The sequence below is a fragment of the Methermicoccus shengliensis DSM 18856 genome (assembly GCF_000711905.1).
Classification (GTDB): Archaea; Halobacteriota; Methanosarcinia; order DSM-18856; family Methermicoccaceae; genus Methermicoccus; species Methermicoccus shengliensis.
This window is the reverse complement of the sequence record NZ_JONQ01000014.1, coordinates 39,934-65,567: the sequence shown is the minus strand read 5'-3', so window position 1 is coordinate 65,567 and position 25,634 is coordinate 39,934. Positions and strand designations below refer to the sequence as shown.

The window sequence follows — 25,634 nt, the reverse complement described above, 5'->3', positions numbered from 1 at the left end:
TGGCTCTGGCTCTCTGCTCACCCATGGGAGTTCGATGCCCTCTCCAGTGACCACCACACCCCGAGCGCATATATCCTGCCCTCTATGTGGTGCACGATGACGGGTATGCGGGCACTGTGAGCTTGCCCCCCATTCTGAGCACGAGCGCCCATCACACAGAAATGCTTTTATGCTTTGTGCTATATGCATCCGAGCGGGGGCCGGTAGATCAGGGGTAGATCGCTTCCTTGGCATGGAAGAGGCCTCGGGTTCAAATCCCGACCGGTCCACTCGGGTTTTATAACGCTATGCAGCGCTCGATTTGCCACGTGCGGGACAGTGCCCGTGAGGGCTCACACCCTTTCTCAATCGAGATAGACAGTCGTGCGCGCTTTGGCACAGTTGGTTGATTTTGAGGTTTATGTCTTCTGACATAATTTTTTTATGTTATTCGACCCAAAGAGCTGGCAACGAGCACGGCGGCAGGAGGTTCATAGTGGGTTCAGAGGGCTCGTTTGCCACTACCAGAGCAAAAAAGGCTGGACAAATACGGCAGAACCTGCGGGAACTCAGAACCCTTCACGTTTGTCCAGCTTTCTCTTCTTTTTATCCTATCTTCTCTGTGGATTGCGGAATAGCTCTGTATTCAGCCCGACGTCCACCTCAAATCTCGTAGTTTCCACTATGAATTTTTTTCTTGCTCATATATATTATTTAGTTTTTTAGCGTGAAGTAAACAAGTATGTATATATTCATGTAAAGCTCTCTTCTGTTAGGTGACCCCGGTGAGCGAAAAGAAGGGTGACAAGAGAGGTGACAGGCAACCCTCAAACGGCAATGAGATGAGCTCAATGACTGTTGAGTGTGTGATTCAAAAGCACGCAGAGGCGATTGCACCTTTACTCCGAGACTTCTTGAAGACGTATGAAGAAACAGTTAAGGTTTTGGAGACGGCCATAGAGTGCATAGAGACCTCAAAATCCAGCGGGGGGGGGGGGAGGTTGGCTATGCCCTGATATCGATTGTTGTAGCACATAAAGCGTTGTTTGATTTGAATAACGAGCTGGAAAATCTTTTGACAGCTATTAAAAAAAGACGAAAAAATATGATAGAGCACATAAAAATCGCATCAGAGTCACAGTGTGCTAATGTTATGATAGAAAAAATTGTAAACGCCCTTGATATTGATGAAAAACACTGGGATTTTAATTGAGGTGCGGTGGTACTCCCATCGCCCACCCAGATGCTCTTTACATTTGGGAGATTTTTATGTGAGTCCAGTGCACGTGGGAAAGGGCGAGTCATCCTCGCAGCTTGCAGTATGCTGTCATGAAAAGTTATTTATACTTTACTAAGATGGAGGTACGCACATGAAGATGGAGGTATGCACATGACGAAGATTCTTAAGAACTATCGGCTCAGTCCTTATTACCTTGAGTGCATCGAAAAATTGGTGGGCACTGGGTACTTTTCCTCCCAAACTGAAGTGATTGAGGTCGCAGTACTGAAGCTGTCTGAGAAGTTTGAGCAGGATGGCAAGCTGGAAAGGACACCCAATAAACAACATAGGGAGATTGAAGAAGAGAACAGTTAACCCTGTCTGGTTAGCTTTGAATGGTCATACCCACCCCGCAGTCCACACTACATCAAGTGTAGTGATGAGATATCCATGAGACTTTTCCTACCAAACTGGATTAATTGAGGTCGCATTATCAGCGTGAAGCGCTAAGCGACCTCTGCTCCTAAGCGATTGTGCCAGAAGATGGGAAGACGCCCAACAACGAAGCTCCTGCAATGGTATTCTTGAGTGTGATGTCGAGTCAACTACCCGATTGAGGTTCAGTCCCCATAAAGCTCATCGTAAGATTTATATTCTATACTATTGTAAAGCTAAACTGGAGGGTTGGTCCGGGACCGCCAGGCCTCTACAGCCACGGTAGCTGGGTTCGACTCCCAGGCCCTTCGCTCATTGGGTGCTTCCCATGGGGCATTTTGCCAGGGGTGTGCTTGTATGATCGGTTTTACAGACACACAGGTTCAGAGGCTGAAGGAGTTGGGAGGGGACCAGAAAATAGTTGGATGCAGGTTTTCATCTGTCGCGGACAGGGACGAGGTGTTTGAAACGACTGTAAAGAACCTGGTTGAAGAGAACAGGGAGAAGCTGAGGAGGATGGCACACAGTCCATCCAGATGTTCCCTCTTTGAACTGGAGGACAGGCTGGCGTCCACCCTCGTGGGGATGGGGTTTATGGAAGTTGCCACTCCCATGCTGCTCTCAGCCTCGAACCTCAAGAAAATGGGGATAGACGAGAGCCACCCCTTGTGGGAGCAGGTGTTCTGGGTGGATAAGAAAAGGTGCATGAGGCCAATGCTGGCGCCCAACCTTTACTTTCTCTTAAAACACCTGAAAAGGAATATCAAAAAACCCGTGAGGATATTCGAGATCGGCCCCTGTTTCAGAAAGGAGTCTCAGGGTTCACGACACCTCGAAGAGTTCACAATGCTGAACCTTGTGGAACTCGCACCCGACTGTGAGCCCACAGAAAGACTCACAGAACTCATTGAGAAAGTGATGGGGCAGATCGGGCTGGAGTACCGGTTAAAGAACGAGAGCTCTGAGGTATATGGAAACACGGTCGATGTGGAAGTCGATGGAGTGGAGGTAGCCTCGGGTGCGGTTGGTCCCCACTTTCTGGATGGTGCGTACGGCATCACCGATGCGTGGGTCGGAGTGGGCTTCGGGCTGGAGAGGCTTCTGATGGTGATGGAGGGGCACTCCAATATCAGGAAGGTGGGCAGGAGCCTCGTCTACCTCAATGGGGCGAGGATTGACATATAGGGAGATGTGGACTATGGATGAAAGTGAGAGGTTAGACCATATACTCGATCGCGCGCTCCAGGGAGTGAAAATAGGACCCGACGATATAAAGTACCTCCTCGCCTTGAAGGATGAGGACGACCTGCGAAAGCTCTTCGAAACGGCCAGAGAAATAAAGAAAAGAAATTTCGGGCGGGATGTCTTCCTCTACGGCTTTATATACTTCACGACGTACTGCAGAAACAACTGCACGTTCTGTTTTTATAGGAATTCCAACGCCGCAACCGTGAGGTACAGGAAGAGCATGGAGGAGGTGGTCCAGCTGGCCACCGCCCTCGTGGACTCTGGTGTGCATCTGGTGGACCTAACCCTCGGGGAGGACCCCCTGATACATGGAAATGGGGACTGGAACAGGCTTCTGGACATTATAAGCGCGGTGAGAGGGGCGGTGGATGTGCCCATAATGGTATCGCCTGGCGTGTTGCCAAGAAAGCTGTTTCGACATCTGAGGGAGAGGGGGGTGAACTGGTACGCCTGTTATCAGGAGACTCACAACAGAGCCCTGTTCTCAAAGCTCAGACCAAATCAGGACTATGATGTGAGGTTGAACACCAAGAGGTGGGCAATGAACGAGGGGCTGCTCATAGAGGAAGGTATCATGGTGGGGGTGGGGGAAACTCTCGATGATAGGGTAAACTCCATCCAGATCATGGATAGGCTCGGGGCCCAGCAGGTAAGGGCCATGGGCTTTGTCCCCCAGAAGGGCACCCCCATGGAGGGACACTCGCCCCCATCAAATATGGAAGAGATTGTGACCATTGCAGTAATGCGTCTGGTTCATCAGGACAAGCTCATACCCGCCAGTCTGGACGTTGAGGGGTTGAAAGGACTCAGGGCCAGATTGGAAGCAGGGGCGAACGTGGTAACCTCCATAATACCTCCAATGACCGGGCTTGCGGGTGTGGCACAACACGAGCTGGACGTGAATACTGGAAAGCGCTCTGTCGAGGGAATCGTCGAGGTGCTGGATGAAATGGGGGAGAGAGTGGCAAGTCATTCCACCTATCAGAGGTTCGTTGATTCCCGCTCCCGTGGTTTAAAGGCCGTGGGGGAGATGTTCAGATGAGGCTGTGCATAGTGGGTGGTGGCCTTCAGGGAATGGAGGCCGCCTACCTTGCAAAAAGGGCCAAAATCGAGACCGTGGTCATCGACAGGAATCCCCGAGCACCGGCGCTCTCCATGGGTGACGAGAGTGTGGTAATGGACGTCGTATCCGAGGAGGCGAGGGCTACCAGAATATACAGTGACTGCGATGCTGTAATTCCAACGAATGAGGACATGAGAACCCTGAGGAGTATGGTTGAGCTCTTCAGGGGGCTGGAGGTTCCACTCATCCACGACCAGTCGTCATATGAGGTCACTTCCTCGAAGCTCTCCTCCAATGAGTTGATGGAGAGATTGAGTATCCCGATGCCCTCCCCATGGCCGGAGTGCGGGTTTCCAGTAGTAATCAAGCCCTCGAGAAGTAGCGGAAGCCACGGCGTATACCGAGCCAACAACCCCCGGCAGCTCAGAGAGGGCAAGAGGCTCGCGAAGAGATATGACCATGATTGCATCATCCAGGAGTTCGTGGATGGGCCCTCCATTTCGATGGAAGTCATATCAAACGGAGAAGAGGCAGTGCCCATGATTACCACTCAGCTATACTTCGACGAGACGTTCGACTGCAAGATGGTGTGCTCGCCTGCAAGGGTCGAGAGAACGGTGGATGATTGTTTCCGTGGTATCTCAGAGAGGATTGCTGCTGGGCTCGGGCTGAAGGGGATAATGGACGTTGAGGCGATAGTGAGTGGTCATATCCCAAAGGTAATCGAGATAGACGCGAGGCTTCCAAGCCAGACTCCTTCCGCCATTTTCCACTCCCACGGAGTTAACATGGTCGAGGTGCTTGTGGAGATGTTCGTAAACGGTGGGCCTCCAAGGGTTAGCACAGGTCGGGAGAGGAGCGCGATTTATGAGCACGTCATGGTCAAGGACGGCATCCTGAGTTCCCGGGGTGAGGGCATAATGCGGATGGCCGATAATCCCCGTATTGTGGAGGGCCTCTTCGGAGCGGATGTCATGATAACGGACTACGAGCCCGGAAAGAAGACCTGGGTGGCCACAACTATCTGCACGGGTAGCACGCCACGCAGAGCCCTCGAAAAGAGGGAAAACTGTCTCGACACCATCATGGTGGAGAACGGCATATTCGATTACTACGACTCGCATCCCCATCACCATCCATTACATCAGAACTATCAGCAACGCCTGCGGGGGGATGTCTATCACTAGGCTGACCGCCGAGATGATAGATGGGTTGCCATACTCCCTTACTGAATATGATGAACAACTCAAAAAGAGCATAGGGTGTACCCTCAAAGCTCTGGCATATGATGCCGTAGGCGTTGGACCCGATGAGCTGGACACTAAAGAGTTCAGTGTGGGCGTGGTGCCGGTCACCAGCGGGAAGGGGATAATTGGTGGATTTTGCAGCTCGGTATGTGCCATCACTAAGCATCTCGGGATGCAGAGCCACGTCACAGATGGCTATGATGTCCATGGGCTGACACAGGCAATTGAAAGTGGCTGTGACATCATCTTCACCGCAGACGACAATGTATTTGTGGCAATTAATATGAGGAAGAGGAAGTTTTCCGAGAACGCGCATTGCACCGCGCTGGGCTATTGTGTGGCTCTCGAAAAGGCCGTGGGGGAGCTGCATGGGGCCGAAGTCCTCCTCATAGGTGCGGGAAGGGTGGGCAGCTTCGCACTCGATTTTCTGACCCGAAAGGGTGCCGAAGTGACGGTGGTAGACATCAATAGAGACAGAGCCATGAAGGCGAGGAAGAGATTTGGGGTCAAGATAGAGGAGAATCTGGAAAGGGCAGTAAGGGACGCCGACATCATATACAACGCATCTCCCGCCAGAATACCGGGAGAGTGGATAAACCCCGGTGCAATAGTGGCATCTCCGGGCATGCCCTACTCGTTCGACAGCGAGGGAGAGCGCAAAATCAAGATACTGATACACGACCCCCTCCAAATAGGGGTAGCAGTCATGGCACTCCAGAGTGCTAAGTTTTCCATTTAATTCCGTGTTCCACTTTTGTTCAAGGAGCACTCAACGAGGATTACTGGAATGTCGTGGACTTTGTTGACTTGATAGTTGTAAGTGTATGTTTAACTGAACGCTCGACCTGTTCTACTTGTGGTAATGAGGCCCCTTCACCACTATCGATTTGAGTGGTCTCACAAACTCCTACGCCATCTACCACAGATTTCAGGAGGGATGAAAAATACTGCAAGGACTCGAAGTGAATTTGATACTTTATAGTATTGATAGAGCAATCAGAGAACTGCTTTTGTCTGTTCAGGTGGGGTTTCTACAATCCGGGCAGATTGCTTAGGGAGAAAAATGTGATGCAGGATGAAATGGGGGGTGTGCTTAATATCCTCTATATGCAGTTTTTGACATTACGGCAGTAAAGAAAATAAGTTTTACATAAAGAAAGCTTTCTTTATGATAAGCTTTATATTTGTAAAGACTATAAGACATACTTAACAGGGGCGTCCAACGCCTCAGAGAGGAAGAGGTGAGATACGATGGTAAGAGAATATGTGGAGGCTGGGGTCGAGAGACTCCACGGCGCGGGTCTAAGGCTCTTTACCAAGAGCGAACTCAAAGAGATACACTCTGCTACCATGGATGTGCTCATGGACCCAGGGGTCCTCGTAACAGACCCAGCTGGTAGGGAGCTGTTTGAGAAGAATGGGTGTGAGGTGGACCACAAGACTGAGATGGTGAGAATACCTGAGTATGTAGTCAGGAAAGCCCTCCAAACTGCCCCTTCAAGGTTCACATTGGCGGGCAGGATCAAGGAGAATGACGTCCTTCAGGAGGCTGGAGGAAAGGTTTACTGGACCACATTTGGTACTGGAGTGCAGGTTCTCAAGTTCGAGAACGGCAAGCCAGTGGTGAAGGACTCGACGGAAGCGGATATAGCAGAGACGGCAATCATCACGGACTGGTGTGAGAACGTTGCTTACTTCTCCCTGACGGTGTCTGCCAGGGACTGGTCAGGCAAGGGTGCCCAGGATGTGCATGAGACGTTCGCGTCCATAAAGAACACGTCCAAGCACTTCCAGCACATAGACCCGGTCGGTACCAACGTTGATACCTACTGGGAGCTCGCCAAGGCCTTCTACGGCGGGGACGAGGAGATGGCGAGGAGGAGACCGCTCATCTCGCTTCTTCTGTGCCCCACGAGCCCCCTGCAGCTTCACACCAATGCCGTGCAGGTGATTATTAACGGTGCGAAGTACGGGATGCCAGTGAACGTGCTGAGCATGGCGATGGCAGGCGCAACGTCCCCTGTACACCTCGCGGGCACGCTCGTGACCCACAATGCTGAGGTTCTTGCGGGAATAGTGCTGTCTCAACTGGCCAAGCCCGGCGCTCCAGTGTGGTATGGAAGCTCCACCACGATGCTCGACCTGAGGAGAGGAACAGCCCCAGTTGGAGCCCCAGAGCTTGGGCTTATCAGCGCGGCAGTGGCACAGCTGGCGCAGTATTATGGGCTGCCAAGCTTCGTCGCTGGCATATAGGGAGACGCCAAGATCCCGGACGCGCAGATGGGTCATGAGAAGACCATGAGCGGTCTGATGCCAGCGCTTGCAGGCGCCAACACCATATATGGTGCAGGCATGGTCGAGCTGGGCATGACCTTCAGCGCTGAGCAGCTGGTCATCGACAATGACGTCATTGGGATGATCAAGAGTGCTGTGCGCGGGATCGAGGTCAATGACGACACTCTGGGCGTGGAGTCCATCAGGACGGTGGGAGCCGGCAAGGACTTCTTGGCTCTTGAGGAGACGAGGAACCTCATAAAGATCCAGTCCAACCCCGTCCTGTTCAACAGGGATATGAGGGGTGCTTGGGAGGCCGCAGGCGCCAAGGACATTGTGCAGGTGGCAAGCGAGAAGGTTCAGCAGATCCTGAAGACCCACCAGGTAGAGCCCATAGACAAGGACATCCTGAAGGACATGGAAGCCATCGTGAAGAAGGCAGACAAGGCAGCGCTTGAGGGCTAAGTGAGGTGATATAAACATGGCAAGCAAGGAAGAAATTCTGCAGAAGGCCAAGAACGCCATTGAAAGCTTCAACAAGGATGAGGCAGTGGCGGCAGCAAAGGAAGCGCTCGATGCGAACATAGACCCAGTGGAGGTCATTACAGTATTGACGGAGGGCATGCGTGAGGTTGGTGACAAGTTCGACAAGGGCGAGTACTTCCTTCCTCACGTTATGGCTGCCTCTGAAGCCATGAAGGCTGCTGTTGCTGTCGTGGAGCCCGCTCTGAAGGCAGGAGCCAAAGCAGGAGATAAGCTGGGCACAGTGGTGATCGGCACGGTGGAGGGAGACATCCACTCCATTGGGAAGGACATCGTGGCAACGATGTTGGGCATCGCTGGCTTCGAGGTTCATGACCTCGGAAGGGATGTGCCAGTGACCGAGTTCGCAGCCAAGGCCAAGGAGGTGAACGCCGACATAGTGGGTTCATCTGCCTTGATGACCACGACCATGCTCAACCAGGAGAGAGTTGAAGAGGAACTCAAGAAGGCTGGCATCAGGGACAAGGTCAAGACGATGGTAGGGGGCGCTCCCATCACCCAGGAGTGGGCTGATAAGGTGGGCGCAGACGCCTACGCCGAGAGCGCCACCGAGGCTGTCGTTGTGGCCAAGAAGCTTATGGCATCCCTTAAAGAGGTAAAGGGGGCTTAATTTTCCCCTTACTTCTGTAATTTTTTGTGAGGTGGTGTACTGTGGGTTTATCAGAGGCCATTAAGGCTGAACAGAAAGTAAAAGTTCGATGGGGCTTTATTTGGGCCCTATGGTGTGCAATTCTATGGGGGCTCTGGTATGTTCCTGGAACTGTTGTTTGGTATGCGCCACCCTATGGGGAGTGGAGTGCACCGCTCTTCCCGGGAACCAATCCTGTTGCTGAGTTCCTGACGGCGGCAGTGGTCATAACGACCTTCAATGCCCTCTGGGTGCTGTTCTTCCTTCTTTTGTGGGTCGGTGTGCTCGGTAAGTTTGGTGAGCTTGTCAGGACGTTGCGGAACTTCACCAACATATCCAAGTGGTACTGGCTGGGCGCCATATGTGGTGGCCCGATGGCTATATTCGGTTCATTCATGGCAATGGGCGTCATCGGTGGTGCTTTCTCTGCAGCTGCAGCCCTTCTCTATCCCATAGTGGGTGCGACCATAGCCAAGCTATGGTATCATGAGAAGGTCTCTCCAAGAGCTTACTTGGGCATAATCCTCATCATCATCGGTGGTATCTTAATCTTTAACCCGGTGGACATGATTGCGAACCTCCAGAACCCTGCTGCTCCTGAGGTGCTGTTCCTCGGCTACCTCGGTGGTGCAATGGCATTCCTTGGATGGGGTATCGAGGGGGCCATCGCAGCCAGGGCACTGGACGTGTCAGACCCTGATGTGGGCATCACTGTGCGCTTCATCGGTGAATGCCTCATATGGCTTATCATCATCATTCCACTCACAGTCGCTCTTGGCTGGAATACTCTTCCAATGATGGCGGCAACTGTCAATGCATCTGCGCAGACCTGGCTGGTGGCGGCAGGCATAACGTTCGGCTACTGCTACGTCTCGTGGTACAAATCCTTCCCCCTCATCGGTGTGGGTAGGGGACAGGCAGTCGGGGCCCTGTACGGACCCTTGGGCGTGATCTTCGTCACACTCTTCCTTAGTGGTGCCCCGGCGTGGTGGCTCGTTGCGGGCGTCATCGTGGCTGTGATAGGCACCTTCATAATGTACTACTTGGAGGGAGCCGAGGTCGAGGAGACCACCAGAGAGATTCCAGCGTGAAAGGTGATGAAGATGGCAGTGAGAACCAGAAACCCAGCTGAGATGCCCATGAAGTGCAGGGTTCTCCAGCTCCTCGCGGAGAAAGGCCCTATGTGGGACTACGAGATCTGGGGCATCCTGAGCAGGGAGTACGGAATCAGCGGAGAATACTGGAAGGGCGTTGTCAAGCTGCTCCTCATAGAGCTCGCCTCGGGTGGGCTCACATCGAGTATTGAGCACAGCTTGGACGATGGAAGTCACTTCGGTAAGGACGTGGTGCTATACAAGTACCAGATAGAGGACTTCGGGCGCCTTCGTGCTCGGCAGGTGTGTATGTTGTGAGGTGATAAAGAGATGTTCCTTGGCTTCGGAATCGAGGGTGTATGGAGAGCCCCTGGCCTCGACTATGTGGCGTTCGTCCTGATATGGGTGGTGAGCCTGATAGCACTTTATCAGGCTAGGACTTTCGTCAGGGCTTTCGTGAGGAAGCTATAAACGGGGCTTATGCCCCATCTTTTTTGCTACGATTATAAGGAGGTTGGTACATGGACATAGAGGAAATTTTGAGGAGAATAGAGGAAGGAGAACGTAGAAGTGAACAAGAACACGACATCATGGTATTCACCGAGAGTGAGAGACTCGCTAAGGAGCATGGAATAGCATGGAATGGGAAGGACGTGGTGCCGGAAGAGGAGATGGCCGACTCGCTTTTTAGCGCCGCCATGGAGTTCTTGGTCTCGGTAGGTGTCCACTATGTGGATGAAAACAGGGTCATATCTATAACAGATGAGGATGTGGAAGAGGCCCTGCGAGTAAGGCATAACGTGAAAATAGGGCGGGGAAAGGAAGTGGTGGAGCTAAAGAAAAGAGAACCATGTGATGGAGAGCGGCCTCTGTATGTTGGAGGGCCCATAGGTGGGGCCGTTTCGGAGGATATATTTATAGACCTCCATGAGAGCATTGCCAAGGAGGATGTATGCGGTATTTACACTGGGTCCCTTGAAACATATAATGGTGTTCAGTACTCTGCCAAAAACCCCATGACCCTACTCTCAGTATGGAGGGAGGTGGAATGGGCAAGGGAAGCATGCATAAGGGCGGGAAAACCAGGCCTTGCTCTTTTCGGTCCGTCTACATCTTCACAGGTAGAGCATTTCCTGTCTGTTGCAAATTCCGTAGGTCTTGGTCCTGGTGATGTTAGCGAAGTGTACATGCCGAATGAGCTCAAGGTGAATAGGGATGTTATCCTCAAGATAATCCATCACAGAAAACTTGGGAGTCATACGATAACGGGACAGTGTCCCATCCTTGGTGTTTATGCTGCCAGCCCAGAGGGACTTGCTATTGTGGAAGCGGCAGAGGCGCTGGGAGCGTATGTTGTCGTGTCTCCAACTATTCACAGCACAGGCCCGGTACATATGGATTATCATGCCTCCTCCCTTCCCGAGGTGCTCTGGGCTTCAAACCTGGCATGTCTCGCCCTATCTAAAAATTCAGATCTCCCTACGGCTCGCATTTACTGGAACCTCGCTGGTATGGGGACCACGATGAATCTTTTGGAGACCTCTGTCCAAGTGTTGGGAGACATCTATTGTGGTAGGGAGATGATCATAGGGCCAGTGGGCAGGGGCGCCAACAGACCTGATATGTCATCGGGCATGGACGCTCAATTTGTAAACAGAGTTCTTGACATCTTCTGTGGTATGCCCTCCGATGTCATTGCCGAGGTTATGGAAAGAACGGTATCTCAATACCGAGAAGAAGTGAAAAACGCCCCAGAGGGTGTTCCGTTTGGGAAATGTTATGGCGAGGGGCTAAGACCGAAAAAAGTATATTTGGAGATGGTGGAAGCCGTATTATCCGGGTTCGTTTGAAGGTTTTTGATTTTGAGTTTCTCACACTGTGATATCCCGAAATATTTTTTTCACTCCTCAAACAACCCCCCTCCTACTCAACTCAAAAACCCTTTCAGCAGGCAACCTTCTCAAAACGCCAGATGAGGAGTCTCTAACTCCTCAAAATTTAGACTCATGTGAGGTTTAACAAAATTGTACCAATATACAAACTCCTTAATTGAATTGAAGAGGTGAAGCTTTTGCTCCATCAAACATAGAACTTCTCAATCTTGCCATTCGTTTGGGGATGGTTAATTCTTGCTACAATGTGCTTTACTCCATTTTCAACGAGAAATTCCTTGAATTTATGCTTGGCTTTCTCTCTGTTCTTCGCAGAACTGAGTTCCATGGTCAGTATCGTTGGGAGTTCCATACTCAGCGAATCACTTCTTAAGTACTTTTGTATTTTTCTGTTGTTGTGGAATCAAAGACTCCATAGCGTGATTAGGCGAGAAGCGTCAATCTATGAAAGCTAATCCACTTCTCTTCTCCGTTGAGATTGGCCATCTTCCAGTCTCTCTGCCATAAACTCATGGGATGTTTCCTCTCAAACCCCTCCCACTTCCTTCTCTTCTTCTTGTTCATGTCTCCACCATAAGGTTGTTTTTTGAGCAAGACTTTGTCATATGGTGGGGGCGTGAATGCCGTAGTCTCTTTCTATCAGCTTTCGAGAGCTACAGGACCCGGTTTGTATTTTGTAATTTGTGAAATAATTTTTGGGACACTGCATATAGGGAGAGCTTTCCTTACATAGAAAGCTTTACATAAAGAAAATAAGTTTTACATAAAGAAAGTTTTCTTTATGATAAGCTTTATATTTGTAAAGACTATAAGACATACTTAACAGGGGCGTCCAACGCCTCAGAGAGGAAGAGGTGAGCTGTGATGCAAGGTTCCAAGGAAGAAGCGCTGAAAGCCGTTCAGGACGCACTAATCAAAATCGACGAGACGGGCGTCCTGAAGGCATGTGACGAAGCTTTGAATAGCGGCGTTAGCCCTCTCGAAATAATTGAACAAGGGCTTGGTGCTGCCATGGTCACTATTGGAGAGCTCTTCGACAAGGGACGGCTATACCTGCCACAGGTGATGGTGGCAGCAGATATAATGAAGAAGGCTGTTGGGAAGCTCGAGGACAAGATTCCACAGGACCAAAAGCCTGAGAAGCTGGGCACAGTGGTGATCGGCACCGTGGAGGGCGACGTCCACGACATAGGCAAGGGCATCGTTGCCACAATGCTGAAGGTGAACGGGTTCGAGGTCTACGACGTGGGTAGAGATACGCCCATCAAGAACTTTGTGGAGAAGGCAAAGGAGGTCAACGCAGACATAGTCGGTGCCTCTGCACTCATGACGACCACCATGGTCGGCCAGAAAGAGGTTGTAGAGCAATTGAAAGAAGCGGGCTTGAAATGCAAAACCATGATTGGCGGTGCGGCCCCCACTCAGAGGTGGGCCGAGAAGATAGGCGCAGACGTCTACGCTGAGAACGCCACCGAGGCTGTTGAGAAGGCCAAGCAACTCGTAGCAAAGTGAGAATAGGGGGTGTAATAGAATGGAGTACTACTGCCGTCTAGGCGACGGGCACATGATAAAGATGAGTAAGGAGGAGTTGAAGACCTCCATAGAGGAAGGCACGAACGACGCCGCCGAGAGGGGAAGAATCCCTGCCCTCAGCGATGATGAGCAGGAGTTCCTTCTGGACATTTTCTGCGACCCACACAAGCACGTATCTGTCGAGCGTGGCAACGAGGTTGTGATGACCCACGACATCGGAACTATCAGGATCGATGGTGACCAAGGCAACAGTGGTGTTGGTATTCCAACGAGTAGGTTTGCAGGCATTCTCATCCACGAGAGGGCATTCGGTACTGATACAATGGAGCTCGGACACATCGACTACTCATTCAAGCCTGTTAAGCCAATCATCGCGCAGGAGCAGCAGACCGTCGAGAGGGTGAACCTGCTCGCGACCGTGCTCGTGCTTTATGGTGCGATGCCTAACTTAGGTCTGTATTATTATCCGGACGGGCCGTTCGCCAACCCATCCGAGCGCTTCCAGGCCGGTGATATAGGAGGTGCTCGCGAAGCTCAGGAGCACGCTGCAGACCATGCCCACAGAGATATGGTATACATAATGAAGAAGCTCTGGGAGGTGGGTTGTGAAGGAGTGAACTTCGACACCACCGGAGCCGCGGGAGATGCCGACTTCTATGCTACCCTGAAAGCCGCTGAGGAACTGAAGAAGGAGACTGGCTTAGTCGTCGAGATGGGGATGGCTGCCGAGAACGTAATAGGCATACATGGTGAGCTCGAGTACCAGGGCACACGTCTCGCTGGCCTCTACCCGCACGAGCAGGTGAAGGTTGCAGAGAAGGCGGGCGTGGATGTGTTCGGCCCTGTTGTGAACACCAACACCAGCCGAGACATGGCATGGAACACGGCGAGGGCTGTTACCTTTGTGAAAGCATGTGTCGAGGCAGCGTCTATCCCAATCCATGTGAACATGGGCATGGGTGTGGGTGGAAACCCGATGTTCGAGACGCCACCGACTGACATGGTAACTCGGGCGTCCAAGGCCATGGCTGAGATTGCCAACGTGGATGGCATATAGGTAGGCGTCGGCGACCCGCTCGGCATGCCCATCGCCCACGTGATGACTTCGGGCATGCAGGGTATAAGGGCCGCAGGAGACCTCGTTGCAAGGATGCAGTTCGCGAAGCGCATGAGGCTAAAAGAAGCCAAAAAGTACGTCGCGAAGAAGCTCGGTGTGGACCCCTTCGATCTTTCGGACGTCGAGGTTATGCGCGATGTGAGGGAGGAACACGACATCGGCGTTATAACCTCTGTGCCGGGAGCTGCGATGGGTATTGAGGCGAAGGCGAGGATTGCTAAACTGCTCGATATACCCATCGCCCCAGTGGAGAGGCTGAAGTCCAAGCTGGGGCTGTGAGGTGAGAGGCTGCCCATCGTGGCAGCCCCAGCCATTTTTATTACGGAGGTCATAGCATGGAGGAAGAAAAAGGAGCATCAATGGGGATGATCTACCTTATGATCGCCATTGGTATAATTGCCATAATAGTGCTTCAGCTGTTGGCTTCATGAGTCGTCGAACGCGTATTGAAGGTGTCGCAGTTGTAGGAGGCAGTACACATGCCAGAAAATGAGTCTCTTGAGTTAAAGAGAGTAATCACGTGGAAAGAAGGGTTGTTTATTGCAACAGCAGTCCCTGTGCTGGTTCTCCCGTCAATTGGCTTCTTTGCGAGCGTTGTTGCTGGCTTCTCTATTGTTATATGGATTGCGAACGTGCTGGAGGGCTTTTTCCAGTGCACCGGCTATGCTGAACTTGCTACTACTTATCCATATGCTCCAGGCATCCCTGGAGCATGCCAAGAAATATGGAAGTCGAGGAGCAACTTCATTGCGGCGCTGGGTGCCTGGGGCTATTGGTTCGCATGGAACCCCGTGCTGCCCATCAATGCATTGCTTGCAGGCTGGTACATGCAGTCCATATGGTTCCCTGGCCAGCCAGACATGGCTGTGTGGCTCACTCTTGGATTTGGTGCACTCATGTACGCATTCTTGCTCACTACATGCTATTTTGGGCTAATGGCGGGTGCATACACACAGCTTGCCATCATGGTTCTGTCACTGGTTCCACTGCTCGGCATCAGCGCGCTGGCGTACATAATGGGGCTGGTTCACTGGGACAACATCGCAAACTGGTGGCTGCCTGAGGGCTGGGACTGGTTCTCCTGGGATGCGTGGTTCACTGTCCTGGGGCTGATGGCACTGGCGGAGTGGAGTTCATGTGCTTGGGAGTGTGCCGCCACCTACTCGGCTGAGTATACCAACCCCACGCGTGATGTGCCAAGGGCGCTGGTTGCAGCCGGCGGTCTGTGCCTCTTCACCTACCCATTCGTCCAGGCTGCCTGTGTGGGCACTTTGGGCCCCGACATCGTGCTCGAGGAGAACATCGTAAATCCACTCACCCCACTCGCTCTTGGCACACTGGGCGACATCGGAGGTCCAATTGCCATCATGACGATGCTATCAGCGATGGTACTGATATCCAACACCGCACTGCTTGGCTCCTCCCGTGCGATGTACTCACTCGCAAGAAACTACCATCTTCCAATCCAGCTCGCCAAGCTCAACAAGCACGGCATTCCCTTCAGGGCAGCTATCGTGACAGCAATATTCGACTACATCCTCATCTTGGTGGGCGTGAAGTATGGTGGTGGTCTCCCCGTCTGGATACTCTCCGCATCCGTCGTGGGCTATCTGTTCATCAACGGTCTCACCAACCTCGGGTTCTATCTCTCGAGGAAGGACATCCCGTACCACAGTCCGCAGAGGAAGTGGAAAGCCCCCAAATTCTGGGTGTACATCGCCCTGTTCTGGGGTATTGTGAACCTGACAGCATATCAGATAGGCAACGTCTGGGCAATGGGCACGTGGACAGCTGCAGCGATGGGCTACATAGTGATGCTGGCGCTCGTGCCTCTCTACTTGTGGGGCCAGAAACAAATGAGGGATGCTGGGCTGACACACGTTGACTTGAAACCAATAGAGCTCTGAGGGTTAGAAGATGGAGACAGGATAACCTCTGTGGATGCCCTATCTCCCTTTATTTTTTATTTTCACTCTCCAATTCAAATGGATAGAAAGTACAAGAGGGATATAAGAAGTGATATGAGGCCTCCCGAGTTCGGAAAGTTCGAGCGTTGGCTCACAGTGTATGTTGCCCTCTGTATCCTCATAGGGTTGTTTATAGGCTATCTTAACCCAGGGGCTGTGAAAGCAACACTTGAGAGCATGCCAATGGTGCTCGAGATGCCGGCCCCCATGGTGGTGTACATCTGGCTGATGCTTATGCCTTTGATGCTGAGGGTAGATGTGGCATACCCCCGCCAGGGATTCATCAGTTCGGCATTTCGACCGGTACATAGCAAGTTGCACAAGTTTGGTGCACTTCTCCTTGCTACATGGGTGCTAAAGCCACTTGCAGTTTCTTACGTTGCCTATGTCATGCTAAATCTTTTCGGCTCCTTTCCACTCTCCCATGTCCCCTATTATATAGCTGGGCTGGTGCTGCTCGGGTGTGCCCCTGCCTCACCCCTACTCTTCAGCCTAGTTGAACTGACACGTGCGAGCGCCTCGCTTGCGAGGCACGCGTTCTCACTGAACATGCTGCTCATGGTTGTTCTTTACCCTCTTGTGGCTTACCTTCTGCTCTCAAGGTTTGCGACCTCTCCCTCTCTGACCGAGCTGTATTCCTCCTCGGTGATGCTCGTACTCATCCCATTCCTGCTTGCCGTAGGGTTGAGACGGGTGCTGATAGAGCAGAAGGGACGTGCATGGTATAAGAACGTCTTCTTCCCAAAGGTGGATGCCCTTGGTATAGCTGCCTACTTCGCCCTCATCATCGTGGTGTTCTCCATCAACAGTGAGCTCGTACTCTCTGTGCCAGGAGTTGTCTCCGTGCTTGCTGTGCCAATAGTTCTCGGCATCATCGTGTCCTTCATCCTCTCGCTTGGGCTCTCGATGTTCATGCGGCTCGGAAGGGAAGACGGTATGGTGGCAGTGCTCTCTGGGACGGTATCCTCTTATGAACTCGGGGCGGCGATGGGAATAGCGACTATCGGGATATCATCACCAGCTCTGCTCGCCCTCTCGCTTTACCCCCTGCTTGAGATGCCCTTCCTGATGCTCTGCGTCGTCCTCGCCCTGAAGATGGCTCCCCCCCTCGGGGGCTTGGAGACGCTCGCTACGTATAGAGGTGGGAGGGGTGGCCGTTGAGCAGCCCGATACGTGCCACCCAAGGAGAGGGTACCGCTATTCCTGTTCAACCCCGAGAAGAGAGAGTGAAGATAGCAGAGAAGGAGTTACTTGATGAGCCCTCTTGCGGTATAGAGGCAGGAGAGTATGATGTCATATTGATTGGGGGAGGTCTATCTGCCCTCACCTGTGGCTTCATACTCGCGAGGGATAGGAAACGTGTACTAATCATCGAGAGGAATCCGATCGTTGGTGGTGTATGCTCGAGCTTCGAGCGGGATGGATTTGTGTTCGACCGTGGACCACAGGTGTTTCCAGCTTTTGCTGGGGGTGCCCAGCTCGATAACTTCCTGAAGGAGTTCGGCCTTAGGAAGAAGCTGACCATGCTGAGGCCAAACTACCCATTCAAAGTATGCTTGCCATCGGGCGAGCTCGAGATACCTGCCAACCTCTCCACCCTGAAGTCGATGCTGAAGGCACGCTACCCAGATGAGAAGGGTATAGATGGTTTCTTCAACACGCTTGCCAAGCTCAAGCGGGAGATGTACACGATAGAGTCCAAGCGTATGACGCTTGTGCGCTTTCTAATATTCTGGGCGAGGCACCCTAACGTTGTGAGGTACCACAAGAAGACGTTCTCCTCACTCCTCGAGCGCTATATAGAGGATGAAGGGCTGAAGGCGTACCTCGCCGCCCCGTGGGTGTACACAGGTCTTCCTCCCTCGAAGGTCTCTGCCTTAACCCTCTCGCTGATGCTTGCCCACATGTATGAGGGGGGAGTGTACTACCCAAAGGGAGGTAGCTCGAGACTGCCCGAGGTGCTGAGCTATGGGTATAAGCGATACGGTGGCAAGCTGCTACTCGGCGCTGAAGTGGATTCAATACTCGTGGAGTTCGTGCACGATGTACCAGTCGTGCGGGGCGTGAAGCTCGGAGAAAAGGTGTTCAGGGCGAAGTACGTCGTATCTGCGATTGATGCACGGCGTACGTTCAAGCTTACAGGAGGAATGGTGCACAAGAGGTATCTCGAGAATCTCGAGCGTCTTCAACCTGCTCTCTCGGCTGTGAGGCTTATGCTTGGAATAAAAGGGGGAAAACTCAACACACGTGCACATGAGACACTGCTGTTCGAGTATGATAGCCCGGAGGAGGTGTACTCGAGGCTGCTTAAGGGAGAGCCCGCTTTCTGTGGCATAACAGTTCCATCTCTCACCGACCGTACACTCGCGCCCAAGGGGCACGAGGTCGTGGCAGTACGCACACTCGTCCCCTCCCACTACTGGAATGGAGCTGATGAGCGGATGCGTGAGAGACTGGTGAGTTCTCTCATCGAGCGTGCGGAAGAGGTGGTGCCTGACATAGAGAGACGCATCCTCGTCCACGAAATTCAGACGCCAGAGACGATTGCTACCCTCGCTGGTTCAAATGATGGAGCTCTCTTTGGTTGGGCTCCAACTCCCGAGGTGGTCCAGAAAAAACGACCAACCCAGCAGACTCCCATCCGGGGACTACTGCTCGCGGGTCAGTGGACCCAGCCTGGTGGTGGTGTGGTTCATGCGATGGAGTCTGGATGGATTGCTGCCTTCACTATCATGCGGTTAGAGTGGATGTATGAATCAGAGGTGCCACAGGAGACAACTCAGGAGTGAATTGAGAGAGGGGTTCGAGGTGGAGCTGGAGCTGGAACTCCTGAAAAGAGGGCCCGTGGGTGCTGTCGGAGGAGGGTGTATGCCTCTCGGCGTCACCCTACGCATTCACTCAAGCCCTTCCACGAAAACCGGGTCCCCTTAGCTTCTGAGCTGCTGTCCTCGCTTCCTCAGAGAGGAACGGTTCAGCAAGTGTGTATAATACATCCTTTATCGTTATCACTCCCGCAAGCGTGCCATCCGATGACACAACGGGTAGCATCGAGTAGCCACTCTCCCACATCCTCTCAGCTACCTTGCTGATATCATCGTCCATATTGCATACCACTGCAGGACTGGGCATGACATTCCTCAAAGGTATGTCTAAACGCTTCTCCTCTGCCAGCACCTTGTACATAAAGTCAACAGCCGTTACCACTCCAACTATCCTATCGTTCTCCAAAACAACAATGTACTTTACGCCAGCACCCTTACATGCTTTGGCAGCATCAAGCACGGACGTGCTTGCATCCAGGGCGACAAACTCATCCCGCACCTCAACATCGCTTACCTTAGTCATGATGTATTATTCCCCCACCACTTCGAACTTCTTGGGAGGAGGGGAAATCCTTCACTTCTCCCCATCTCCCTCTTCTACTTCTTCATTAATAAAGCTTTCTATAAAGATTTATGTCTATATTACTTTATCCCCCCCAGGGACGCAAGTGTTGCCTTGGTTGGGCTCTCCTGTCACCGAGCGCCTGTGGGAGAAGTGATGAAAAGGACACCGAGAACGTCTGAACAGACATACGATGGCGTGGGCGTCCAGCCCCACACCTTCTTTTATTTTTATCGGAGTGCCCTCAAAAATACTGGGCAGCTTTTTGTTAAACTTCTTTTGAGTTCTTTGAAAGGCTATAATCTTTATAGAAAGCTTTATTAAATGAGGAGATAACAAGTAAGCTCTGTAAAGTTGCTGGAGGGTTGCCTCGCATGGCTAAGAAAGAAGATATTCTGGCAGATTTGCAAAAGGCTGTGGAGACATACGCCGTTGAGCTGGCCAAAAAGGCGACTTAAGAAAGCACTCGATAAGGGATAGAATCATTGGGAGCCATCGAGAATGCTTCAGCAAGGATATGGACACCATCAGAGCATCCCTTCGATAAGGAGCAAAGGCACATATTCCTTCCCCAATTCTCGTACTGCAGACGTCATGAAGGCTGCGGTGGAGATTTTCAAACAGAAGAACAAGGTTCATGTACTGCCACCTTGACGGGCTACATCGTGATGTTCTCACTCGTGCCGCTGTACCTATGAGGTCAGAAGTAGATGAAAGATGCAGGGTCTCACGCATGTGGTTTTGAAACTAGTAGAGTTGTGAGGTCTAATGGCAAATATGGGATGGAGGGGACTCCTCCATCTCGTCTCCCATTCTTTGAGTAGATGTGAGGAGGGCTCTCTATGACGGATTATGGCATTGCTATGGATATGGGGACCAGCGGATTTAGAGTTCAGGCCATTGACCTATGGGATGGGAGCATTGTCTCTACAGCCATTACCACTAGGCACCCAATACCGGGGATGAATGTTATTGACCACGTCAACTTCGCGGTTGACGTAGGTCAGGAGGAGTGCAACAGGTTGATTGTGGACACAATAAATAAACTACTCCCACTCCTAAAGGTTGATCTTCAAAAGGTAAAGCGGTTTGCAGTGTGTGGGAATCCATTTCAACTATCTTTATTCCAGAATATAGAGATTAAAGATCTAGCATACGCTGGAAAGCATAAGCTTGAATCCCTTGGGGTGGTGCCACCCAATAGAGATGGAGGTGTGTTTGATGCAAAGGAGCTATGCCTTGCCATAAACCCCCAGGCAGAAGTAATAATTCCCCCTGCTGTGAGACACGAGATAGGGGCTGATGCCTTAGCCATGCTAATCAAAACAGATGTGCTCGAAAGAGATGAGGTGTGCTTGGTCGTTGACTATGGAACAAACGCAGAGATGGCACTGGTTGTGGATGGAGATGTATATACTGGCTCTGCAGCAGCTGGCCCGGCACTGGAGGGACAGGAGATAGAGCGAGGAATGCTTGCATCCCCGGGTGCAATCAGTGATGTGACGGTGGACGGAGATAACTGGCGTTGCTCTGTTCTGGACTCCGAGTTCATGCCACGCGAGGGGGATACCATCAACCCCGTGGACGGTTCTGTCCTCAAGAAAGGTGAGATGCATGGACGTTCAAAGGGAATAACTGGAACTGGAGTCGTTGCGGCAATAGCATGTGGAATAAGTGAGGGGCTTATACGCCCTCCAAAAATCAACACTCCAGACCACAGGCTCCACCTGCAGGATGGGATATACATAACCGAGAAGGATGTGGAGGAGGCGGGAAAAGCGATAGGAGCCATAAGAGCGGGGTTCTTCACGCTCCTGCATGAGGCTGGACTGCCGATGGATGCCATAGAGAGGTCGTATATGTCGGGTGCATCGGGCACGTATGTGGATGCCCGTAAGGCGCAGCAAGTGGGTCTGGTCCCTCCAACTGCCTCTAGAATTGTACAGGTCGGAAATACCTCGCTCTCTTTAGCTAGGGATCTTGTGACAAATCCAAGTGCTCTAGACGAACTTCGAGATTTCGCACATGATTTGCGAGCCAAACACTGTATGTTTGCAACCTCTGAAACTTTCAAGAATATTTACATCATCGAACTCGCGATCTGGACAAACGGAATGCCCCCCGCTATGTACAACGACATGCTAAAAATGTATAAACTGCCACCCGTGCCAACAGAAAGTGTGAGGGCGAATGTGGATAAAGTAGTGAATAGGGATATCCCAGTGCTGGGGACGCTTGGAATTACAATCCTCGAAGAGATTGGCATAACCATTTCTGCCGCTTTAGAAGGTTGTGTGCTGTGTAAAAAGTGTATGGAAGAGTGTCCAGAAGACGCGATAACTATTGAACAAAAAGGCGAAGACAAGATCGCGATAATACGGACGGATAAATGTGGTGGAACAGCCTGTAGAAGGTGCGAAAACGTTTGTCCGAAAGAAACCCTACACTTGCGGGACATGAAGATAATGTAGCAATTTTGTATAGGCATGAATCTTTATAGGAATCTTTATATGTGAGGAAGGAAAAGCTCCTAAAGGAGGTGGCTTCACATGGGTAAGGAAGAGATTTTGGCAACACTGAAAAAAGCAGTAGAGACGTACGATGTTGAGCTGGCGAAGAAGGCTGCTCAAGAAGCACTCGATGCAGGAATAGAGCCCTTTGAAGCAATCAACAACGGACTCGGTAAAGGCATGGAGACCGTCAGCGACCGTTTCGACAAGGCAGAGATATACCTGCCACAGGTCATGCTAGCTGCCGACGCCATGGATGCAGCGCTGAAAATACTTGAGCCCAGGATGACGGAAACAGGCGAGGCAGGAAAGGGGACTGTAGTGATCGGTACTGTCGAAGGCGACATCCATGAGATTGGGAAAAATGTTGTTGCGGCGATGCTAAGGGGTGCAGGATATAAAGTGATAGACGTCGGCAGGGATGCTCCCATAGATAAGTTCGTTGAGGCAGCTAAGGAGAACAATGCCGATGTAGTGGGGGCCTCGGCGTTGATGACCACCACAATGCCAGGTCAGAGGGAGGTCGTCAAAGGCTTGAAGGAGGCAGGCTTGGACAATGTCAAGACGATATTCGGCGGTGCTCCGTGCACCCAAGAATGGGTGGACGAAATCGGCGGAGATGCATACTGTGAAAATGCTGCTGAAGCAATCAAGACAGTAGATGCTCTACTTAAGAGATAAAGGAGGAGGTGAGTGTAGTGGCAGTTGATAGAGCAATAGATGTGTGCGAAACGTACAACAGATCGGTGTCTGGACCTAAGGTCACCGAGCAAGAATGGGATGCCAAGATCGTGCCCCAAACGGCAGCGAAGCTGAAGGAGAAGTACGGCATCAAGTTCGGGGGGGAAATAATACCCACCGATAAGGAGCTGATTGACAACCTGTTCCAGGCTGGACTGGAGATGCTCGTGGAAGCGGGAATTTACAACATAGACACAGGGCGAGTCATAAAGGTGACAGAGGAGGAAGTGCTGGAAGGGGTTAAAAGAGCTCCGAAGAAGTTAGTGCTTGGGGAATACCGTGACGCAGTCGAGATGGTTCAGCGAAAAGGGAACGCGCCTATTAAGCCGGTAATTCAAGGCGGTCCAACAGGTGCCCCAGTGTCTGAAGATGTCTTCATTCCGCTGCACCAGAGCTATGCTCAGGAGGCAATAGTGGACACCATAGTCGACGGTGTTATGAGCACCGTTGAAGGAAACGAAGCAAAGACGGGGTCGCCCTGGGAGATTAAAGGGACTATGCTTGAGCTGCGCTATGTGCGTGAGGCCTGCACGAGAGCAGGAAGGCCGTATATGGCCATATAGGGACCCGAGACGCCTCTCTCATCTGCGGGGCGTCTCGCTGGGGATCTGCTTGGGTGCATGAGGCCTTGTGATAGCCACGAAATATCCCAGCTCAACGAGCTCAAGATAGACAATAATGCACTGCACATGATAGCTGGGTGGGCGCTCAACGGCGATATAATCATGGTGGAGCAAATGCCAATCTTCGGTGGGTATGCCGGAGGAGTAGAAGAGACAGCGATTTGCGACGTCGCCACACACCTGGCTTCCTTCACCCTGCTCAACGGTAGCTATCACCTGGACGGACCGATTCACATAAGGTGGGGAATCACGACCGCTAGGGAGGCTTTGCAAGTTGCAGGGCACGCAGCAGCGGCAATCGACGCGAACACCGACCTGCTGATTGCCAACCAGTACTACCCGATTGCTGGACCGTGCACGGAGATGTGCCTGCTTGAGACTGCTGCCCAGGCAATCACCGACACTGCCAGCGGCAGAGAGCTCCTTTCCGGCTCTGCATCTGCAAAGGGTGTGGCTCTGGACTACACCACCGGCATGGAGGCCAGGATAATGGGTGAGGCTGCCCAGGCGGTGGCAGGCATGAAGGTGGAGAAGGTCAATGAAATCCTGGACAACCTCATCAAGCTCTATGAGGGCAACTACGCCAAAGCTCCGAAGGGCAAGAGGTTCCAGGAGTGCTACGACGTGAAGAGTGTCAAGCCGACTGAAGAGTACATCCAGGTGTACGACAAGGCCAAGGCAACACTTGCGTCCCTGGGAGTGGAGATAAAGTAGTATAGACATAAATCTTTATAGAAAGCTTTATTAATGAAGAAGTAGGAGGGGAAGGAGAAGTAAGGGACTTCCCCTCCTCCCAATGGTGGTACGCCCATGGCATGTGGAATTTTCCCCTCCCCACATGCCACTTTTTTATGCATTGAACTGGTTTCCATCCATCATGTCTCAGGGAGGACAGCCAAGAGTGGGACAACGCCGCCACCAGCGAGCAGGGTGCTTTCGCCAACCTATTTATACCGACGCCCAATACAGGGTCAGAGGTGGATGGCATGATCGAGGGAGATGAAATACATGCTGTGCTCGATGCATACGGCCTCGAGCTGGTGGGCTCCCACCCTGCTCTGGACGTATGCGATGGTGTGGTCGAGGAGGTCTACAATCGTGGTGTGCCAGAGGAGCAGAGAGAGGACGTACGAGAGGTACTTCAGGACTGAGCACATGGAAGGAGGCGCATCAAGAGGTGTGTGAGTTGCAGTACACGCATGAGCCCATATCCCCAGTGAAGCCAGTTGCGAACATGACGGTGGACGAGCTGCTCTCCTCCTACAGGGGGTGTGCGTTCGGAGCAAGAAGGCTTGCCGAGGCTGCCGATATTCTCTATGAGATGACGACCTCGGATGCCACGGTGTTCATGGGCCTTGCTGGCGCCATGGTCCCAGCGGGGATGCGCACCGTGGTGTGTGAGCTCATAAGAGAGGGATGTGTGGACGTGCTGGTGAGCACTGGAGCCAACATGGTGCATGACGTCATAGAGGCGCTGGGTCACCATCACTACAAGGGAACTGAGAATGTGGATGACGTGCACCTCCGCCAGTGCAACATCAACCGCATATACGACGTGTTTCTTCCAGAGAGCTCGTATGAGGCGTTTGAGGCGTTCGCGCTCGAGGTGTATGAGGACATATACGCCAGCAGGCACACGATATCCATCAGGGAGCTGATGGACGAGTTTGGCGCAAGGCTCGATGACGAAAACTCCATACTGAGGTGTGCCCACGAGCACGGGGTGCCCGTGTACTGTCCTGCGGTGCAGGACTCGAGCTTTGGGCTTCAGGGATGGCTGTTCAATCAGACTCACAATCTGGTGCTGGACGCTTGGGCGGACATGCGCGAAATCATAGATACGTGCTATGAGGCGAGCAGCGTGGGGGCGCTGTTCGTCGGGGGAGGTGTGCCCAAGAACTTCATCCTCCAGACCACCATCGTCACCTCCAAGGGCTTCGATTACGTGGTGCAGCTGACGATGGACAGGCCAGAGCCGGGTGGGCTCTCTGGGGCAACGCTCGAGGAGGCACAGTCGTGGGGCAAGGTCAGCGAGAACGCCCGCAGGGTGGTGGTGTACTCCGATGCCACCATAACGCTGCCCATGCTCGCAGCCTCATTGCTCGAAAGGCTCAGAAAGGGCAAATAATGTCCCAAA

At 52.2% G+C, this 25,634-nt stretch carries 21 protein-coding genes, 1 tRNA gene and 4 pseudogenes; 23 read left to right on the top strand and 3 right to left on the bottom strand.

Translation table 11 applies throughout. The annotated features are described in order from the left end of the window. Positions 1 to 17: 17 nt before the first annotated feature. Positions 18 to 152, bottom strand: a complete 135-nt coding sequence (locus BP07_RS09155) for a hypothetical protein (RefSeq protein WP_276624475.1) — start codon at positions 150 to 152, stop codon at positions 18 to 20. Positions 153 to 197: 45 nt separating this feature from the next. Here BP07_RS09155 and BP07_RS06065 point away from each other — a divergent pair. From BP07_RS06065 to BP07_RS06005, 13 genes and pseudogenes are all read left to right on the top strand, one after another. Next, positions 198 to 269, top strand: a tRNA-Ala gene (locus BP07_RS06065). 495 nt (positions 270 to 764) lie between these two features. Beyond that, entirely contained in the window at positions 765 to 995 is a 231-nt protein-coding gene (locus tag BP07_RS06060; protein WP_042686917.1) for a hypothetical protein, read from the top strand. Positions 996 to 1,369: 374 nt separating this feature from the next. Beyond that, positions 1,370 to 1,573 (top strand): hypothetical protein, encoded by a 204-nt coding sequence (locus BP07_RS06055; RefSeq protein WP_157203124.1) that lies wholly within the window; start codon positions 1,370 to 1,372, stop codon positions 1,571 to 1,573. 417 nt (positions 1,574 to 1,990) lie between these two features. Beyond that, positions 1,991 to 2,818 carry a pyrrolysine--tRNA(Pyl) ligase large subunit gene (gene pylSc / locus BP07_RS06050; RefSeq protein WP_042686913.1) on the top strand — a complete coding sequence of 276 codons (828 nt, stop codon included), beginning with the start codon at positions 1,991 to 1,993 and terminating at the stop codon, positions 2,816 to 2,818. Between the two features lie 13 nt (positions 2,819 to 2,831). Further along, positions 2,832 to 3,923 carry a methylornithine synthase PylB gene (pylB, locus tag BP07_RS06045; protein WP_052353296.1) on the top strand — a complete coding sequence of 364 codons (1,092 nt, stop codon included), beginning with the start codon at positions 2,832 to 2,834 and terminating at the stop codon, positions 3,921 to 3,923. Continuing rightward, positions 3,920 to 5,131 carry a 3-methylornithine--L-lysine ligase PylC gene (pylC, locus tag BP07_RS06040; RefSeq protein ID WP_052353295.1) on the top strand — a complete coding sequence of 404 codons (1,212 nt, stop codon included), beginning with the start codon at positions 3,920 to 3,922 and terminating at the stop codon, positions 5,129 to 5,131. The genes pylB and pylC overlap by 4 nt, the downstream gene beginning before the upstream one ends. Beyond that, a complete protein-coding gene (gene pylD, locus BP07_RS06035) occupies positions 5,118 to 5,930 on the top strand; it encodes a 3-methylornithyl-N6-L-lysine dehydrogenase PylD (protein ID WP_211247068.1) in 813 nt (270 codons plus the stop codon). The genes pylC and pylD overlap by 14 nt, the downstream gene beginning before the upstream one ends. Before the next feature lie 512 nt (positions 5,931 to 6,442). Further along, positions 6,443 to 7,930: pseudogene (gene mttB / locus BP07_RS06030) on the top strand ([trimethylamine--corrinoid protein] Co-methyltransferase). 16 nt (positions 7,931 to 7,946) lie between these two features. Then, the gene (locus BP07_RS06020; RefSeq protein WP_042686907.1) at positions 7,947 to 8,618 is read left to right on the top strand and encodes a cobalamin B12-binding domain-containing protein; all 672 of its coding nucleotides are present in this window, start codon (positions 7,947 to 7,949) and stop codon (positions 8,616 to 8,618) included. A 41-nt stretch (positions 8,619 to 8,659) separates the two neighbouring features. Further along, complete coding sequence (locus BP07_RS06015; protein ID WP_052353293.1) at positions 8,660 to 9,727, top strand: hypothetical protein; 1,068 nt, start codon at positions 8,660 to 8,662, stop codon at positions 9,725 to 9,727. Between the two features lie 6 nt (positions 9,728 to 9,733). Beyond that, positions 9,734 to 10,048 carry a hypothetical protein gene (locus BP07_RS06010; RefSeq protein ID WP_052353292.1) on the top strand — a complete coding sequence of 105 codons (315 nt, stop codon included), beginning with the start codon at positions 9,734 to 9,736 and terminating at the stop codon, positions 10,046 to 10,048. Positions 10,049 to 10,060: 12 nt separating this feature from the next. Then, a complete protein-coding gene (locus BP07_RS08955) occupies positions 10,061 to 10,201 on the top strand; it encodes a hypothetical protein (protein ID WP_169736253.1) in 141 nt (46 codons plus the stop codon). A 50-nt stretch (positions 10,202 to 10,251) separates the two neighbouring features. Then, on the top strand, positions 10,252 to 11,580 hold the full coding sequence (locus BP07_RS06005; protein WP_042686905.1) for a monomethylamine:corrinoid methyltransferase: 1,329 nt from the start codon (positions 10,252 to 10,254) through the stop codon (positions 11,578 to 11,580). Between the two features lie 57 nt (positions 11,581 to 11,637). Here BP07_RS06005 and BP07_RS09100 read toward each other — a convergent pair. Beyond that, positions 11,638 to 12,297: pseudogene (locus BP07_RS09100) on the bottom strand (DDE-type integrase/transposase/recombinase); the annotation flags it as partial. A gap of 189 nt (positions 12,298 to 12,486) precedes the next feature. On the opposite strand from BP07_RS09100, the gene BP07_RS05995 reads away from it, so the two are divergent. From BP07_RS05995 to BP07_RS05970, 5 genes and pseudogenes are all read left to right on the top strand, one after another. Next, positions 12,487 to 13,134: a cobalamin B12-binding domain-containing protein gene (locus tag BP07_RS05995; RefSeq protein ID WP_042686903.1), complete on the top strand. Its 648-nt coding sequence runs from the start codon at positions 12,487 to 12,489 to the stop codon at positions 13,132 to 13,134. Positions 13,135 to 13,153: 19 nt separating this feature from the next. Then, positions 13,154 to 14,551 (top strand): annotated as a pseudogene (mtbB, locus tag BP07_RS05990) ([dimethylamine--corrinoid protein] Co-methyltransferase). 200 nt (positions 14,552 to 14,751) lie between these two features. Further along, on the top strand, positions 14,752 to 16,179 hold the full coding sequence (locus BP07_RS05980; protein ID WP_084174141.1) for an APC family permease: 1,428 nt from the start codon (positions 14,752 to 14,754) through the stop codon (positions 16,177 to 16,179). A gap of 78 nt (positions 16,180 to 16,257) precedes the next feature. After that, a complete protein-coding gene (locus BP07_RS05975; RefSeq protein ID WP_157203121.1) occupies positions 16,258 to 17,400 on the top strand; it encodes an arsenic resistance protein in 1,143 nt (380 codons plus the stop codon). A gap of 65 nt (positions 17,401 to 17,465) precedes the next feature. Further along, positions 17,466 to 19,028 carry a phytoene desaturase family protein gene (locus BP07_RS05970; RefSeq protein WP_042686895.1) on the top strand — a complete coding sequence of 521 codons (1,563 nt, stop codon included), beginning with the start codon at positions 17,466 to 17,468 and terminating at the stop codon, positions 19,026 to 19,028. Between the two features lie 109 nt (positions 19,029 to 19,137). On the opposite strand, the gene BP07_RS05965 is transcribed toward BP07_RS05970, so the two are convergent. Further along, the gene (locus BP07_RS05965) at positions 19,138 to 19,584 is read right to left on the bottom strand and encodes a CBS domain-containing protein (RefSeq protein ID WP_042686893.1); all 447 of its coding nucleotides are present in this window, start codon (positions 19,582 to 19,584) and stop codon (positions 19,138 to 19,140) included. An 881-nt stretch (positions 19,585 to 20,465) separates the two neighbouring features. On the opposite strand from BP07_RS05965, the gene BP07_RS05960 reads away from it, so the two are divergent. The 5 genes and pseudogenes from BP07_RS05960 (at position 20,466) to BP07_RS05940 (ending at position 25,625) form a co-directional block, all read left to right on the top strand. Next, positions 20,466 to 22,094, top strand: a complete 1,629-nt coding sequence (locus tag BP07_RS05960) for a methylamine methyltransferase corrinoid protein reductive activase (protein WP_042686891.1) — start codon at positions 20,466 to 20,468, stop codon at positions 22,092 to 22,094. A 78-nt stretch (positions 22,095 to 22,172) separates the two neighbouring features. After that, entirely contained in the window at positions 22,173 to 22,814 is a 642-nt protein-coding gene (locus BP07_RS05955; RefSeq protein WP_042686889.1) for a corrinoid protein, read from the top strand. Between the two features lie 17 nt (positions 22,815 to 22,831). Then, positions 22,832 to 24,211 (top strand): annotated as a pseudogene (locus BP07_RS08615) (monomethylamine:corrinoid methyltransferase). Between the two features lie 272 nt (positions 24,212 to 24,483). Further along, positions 24,484 to 24,648, top strand: coding sequence for a hypothetical protein (locus BP07_RS09095; RefSeq protein ID WP_245597067.1), 165 nt, complete (start codon positions 24,484 to 24,486; stop codon positions 24,646 to 24,648). Positions 24,649 to 24,674: 26 nt separating this feature from the next. Continuing rightward, complete coding sequence (locus tag BP07_RS05940; RefSeq protein WP_042686886.1) at positions 24,675 to 25,625, top strand: deoxyhypusine synthase; 951 nt, start codon at positions 24,675 to 24,677, stop codon at positions 25,623 to 25,625. The last annotated feature ends 9 nt before the right edge of the window (positions 25,626 to 25,634 follow it).

Excerpts from the sequence above, each read along its gene's own strand:
- BP07_RS09155 (WP_276624475.1), bottom strand. The coding sequence starts at position 152 with ATGGGCGCTCGTGCTCAGAATGGGGGGCAAGCTCACAGTGCCCGCATA.
- BP07_RS06055 (WP_157203124.1), top strand. The coding sequence starts at position 1,370 with ATGACGAAGATTCTTAAGAACTATCGGCTCAGTCCTTATTACCTTGAG.
- pylSc (WP_042686913.1), top strand. The coding sequence starts at position 1,991 with ATGATCGGTTTTACAGACACACAGGTTCAGAGGCTGAAGGAGTTGGGA.
- pylB (WP_052353296.1), top strand. The coding sequence starts at position 2,832 with ATGGATGAAAGTGAGAGGTTAGACCATATACTCGATCGCGCGCTCCAG.
- pylC (WP_052353295.1), top strand. The coding sequence starts at position 3,920 with ATGAGGCTGTGCATAGTGGGTGGTGGCCTTCAGGGAATGGAGGCCGCC.
- pylD (WP_211247068.1), top strand. The coding sequence starts at position 5,118 with ATGTCTATCACTAGGCTGACCGCCGAGATGATAGATGGGTTGCCATAC.
- BP07_RS06020 (WP_042686907.1), top strand. The coding sequence starts at position 7,947 with ATGGCAAGCAAGGAAGAAATTCTGCAGAAGGCCAAGAACGCCATTGAA.
- BP07_RS06010 (WP_052353292.1), top strand. The coding sequence starts at position 9,734 with ATGAAGATGGCAGTGAGAACCAGAAACCCAGCTGAGATGCCCATGAAG.
- BP07_RS08955 (WP_169736253.1), top strand. The coding sequence starts at position 10,061 with ATGTTCCTTGGCTTCGGAATCGAGGGTGTATGGAGAGCCCCTGGCCTC.
- BP07_RS06005 (WP_042686905.1), top strand. The coding sequence starts at position 10,252 with ATGGACATAGAGGAAATTTTGAGGAGAATAGAGGAAGGAGAACGTAGA.
- BP07_RS05995 (WP_042686903.1), top strand. The coding sequence starts at position 12,487 with ATGCAAGGTTCCAAGGAAGAAGCGCTGAAAGCCGTTCAGGACGCACTA.
- BP07_RS05980 (WP_084174141.1), top strand. The coding sequence starts at position 14,752 with ATGCCAGAAAATGAGTCTCTTGAGTTAAAGAGAGTAATCACGTGGAAA.
- BP07_RS05975 (WP_157203121.1), top strand. The coding sequence starts at position 16,258 with ATGGATAGAAAGTACAAGAGGGATATAAGAAGTGATATGAGGCCTCCC.
- BP07_RS05965 (WP_042686893.1), bottom strand. The coding sequence starts at position 19,584 with ATGACTAAGGTAAGCGATGTTGAGGTGCGGGATGAGTTTGTCGCCCTG.
- BP07_RS05960 (WP_042686891.1), top strand. The coding sequence starts at position 20,466 with ATGACGGATTATGGCATTGCTATGGATATGGGGACCAGCGGATTTAGA.
- BP07_RS05955 (WP_042686889.1), top strand. The coding sequence starts at position 22,173 with ATGGGTAAGGAAGAGATTTTGGCAACACTGAAAAAAGCAGTAGAGACG.
- BP07_RS09095 (WP_245597067.1), top strand. The coding sequence starts at position 24,484 with ATGATCGAGGGAGATGAAATACATGCTGTGCTCGATGCATACGGCCTC.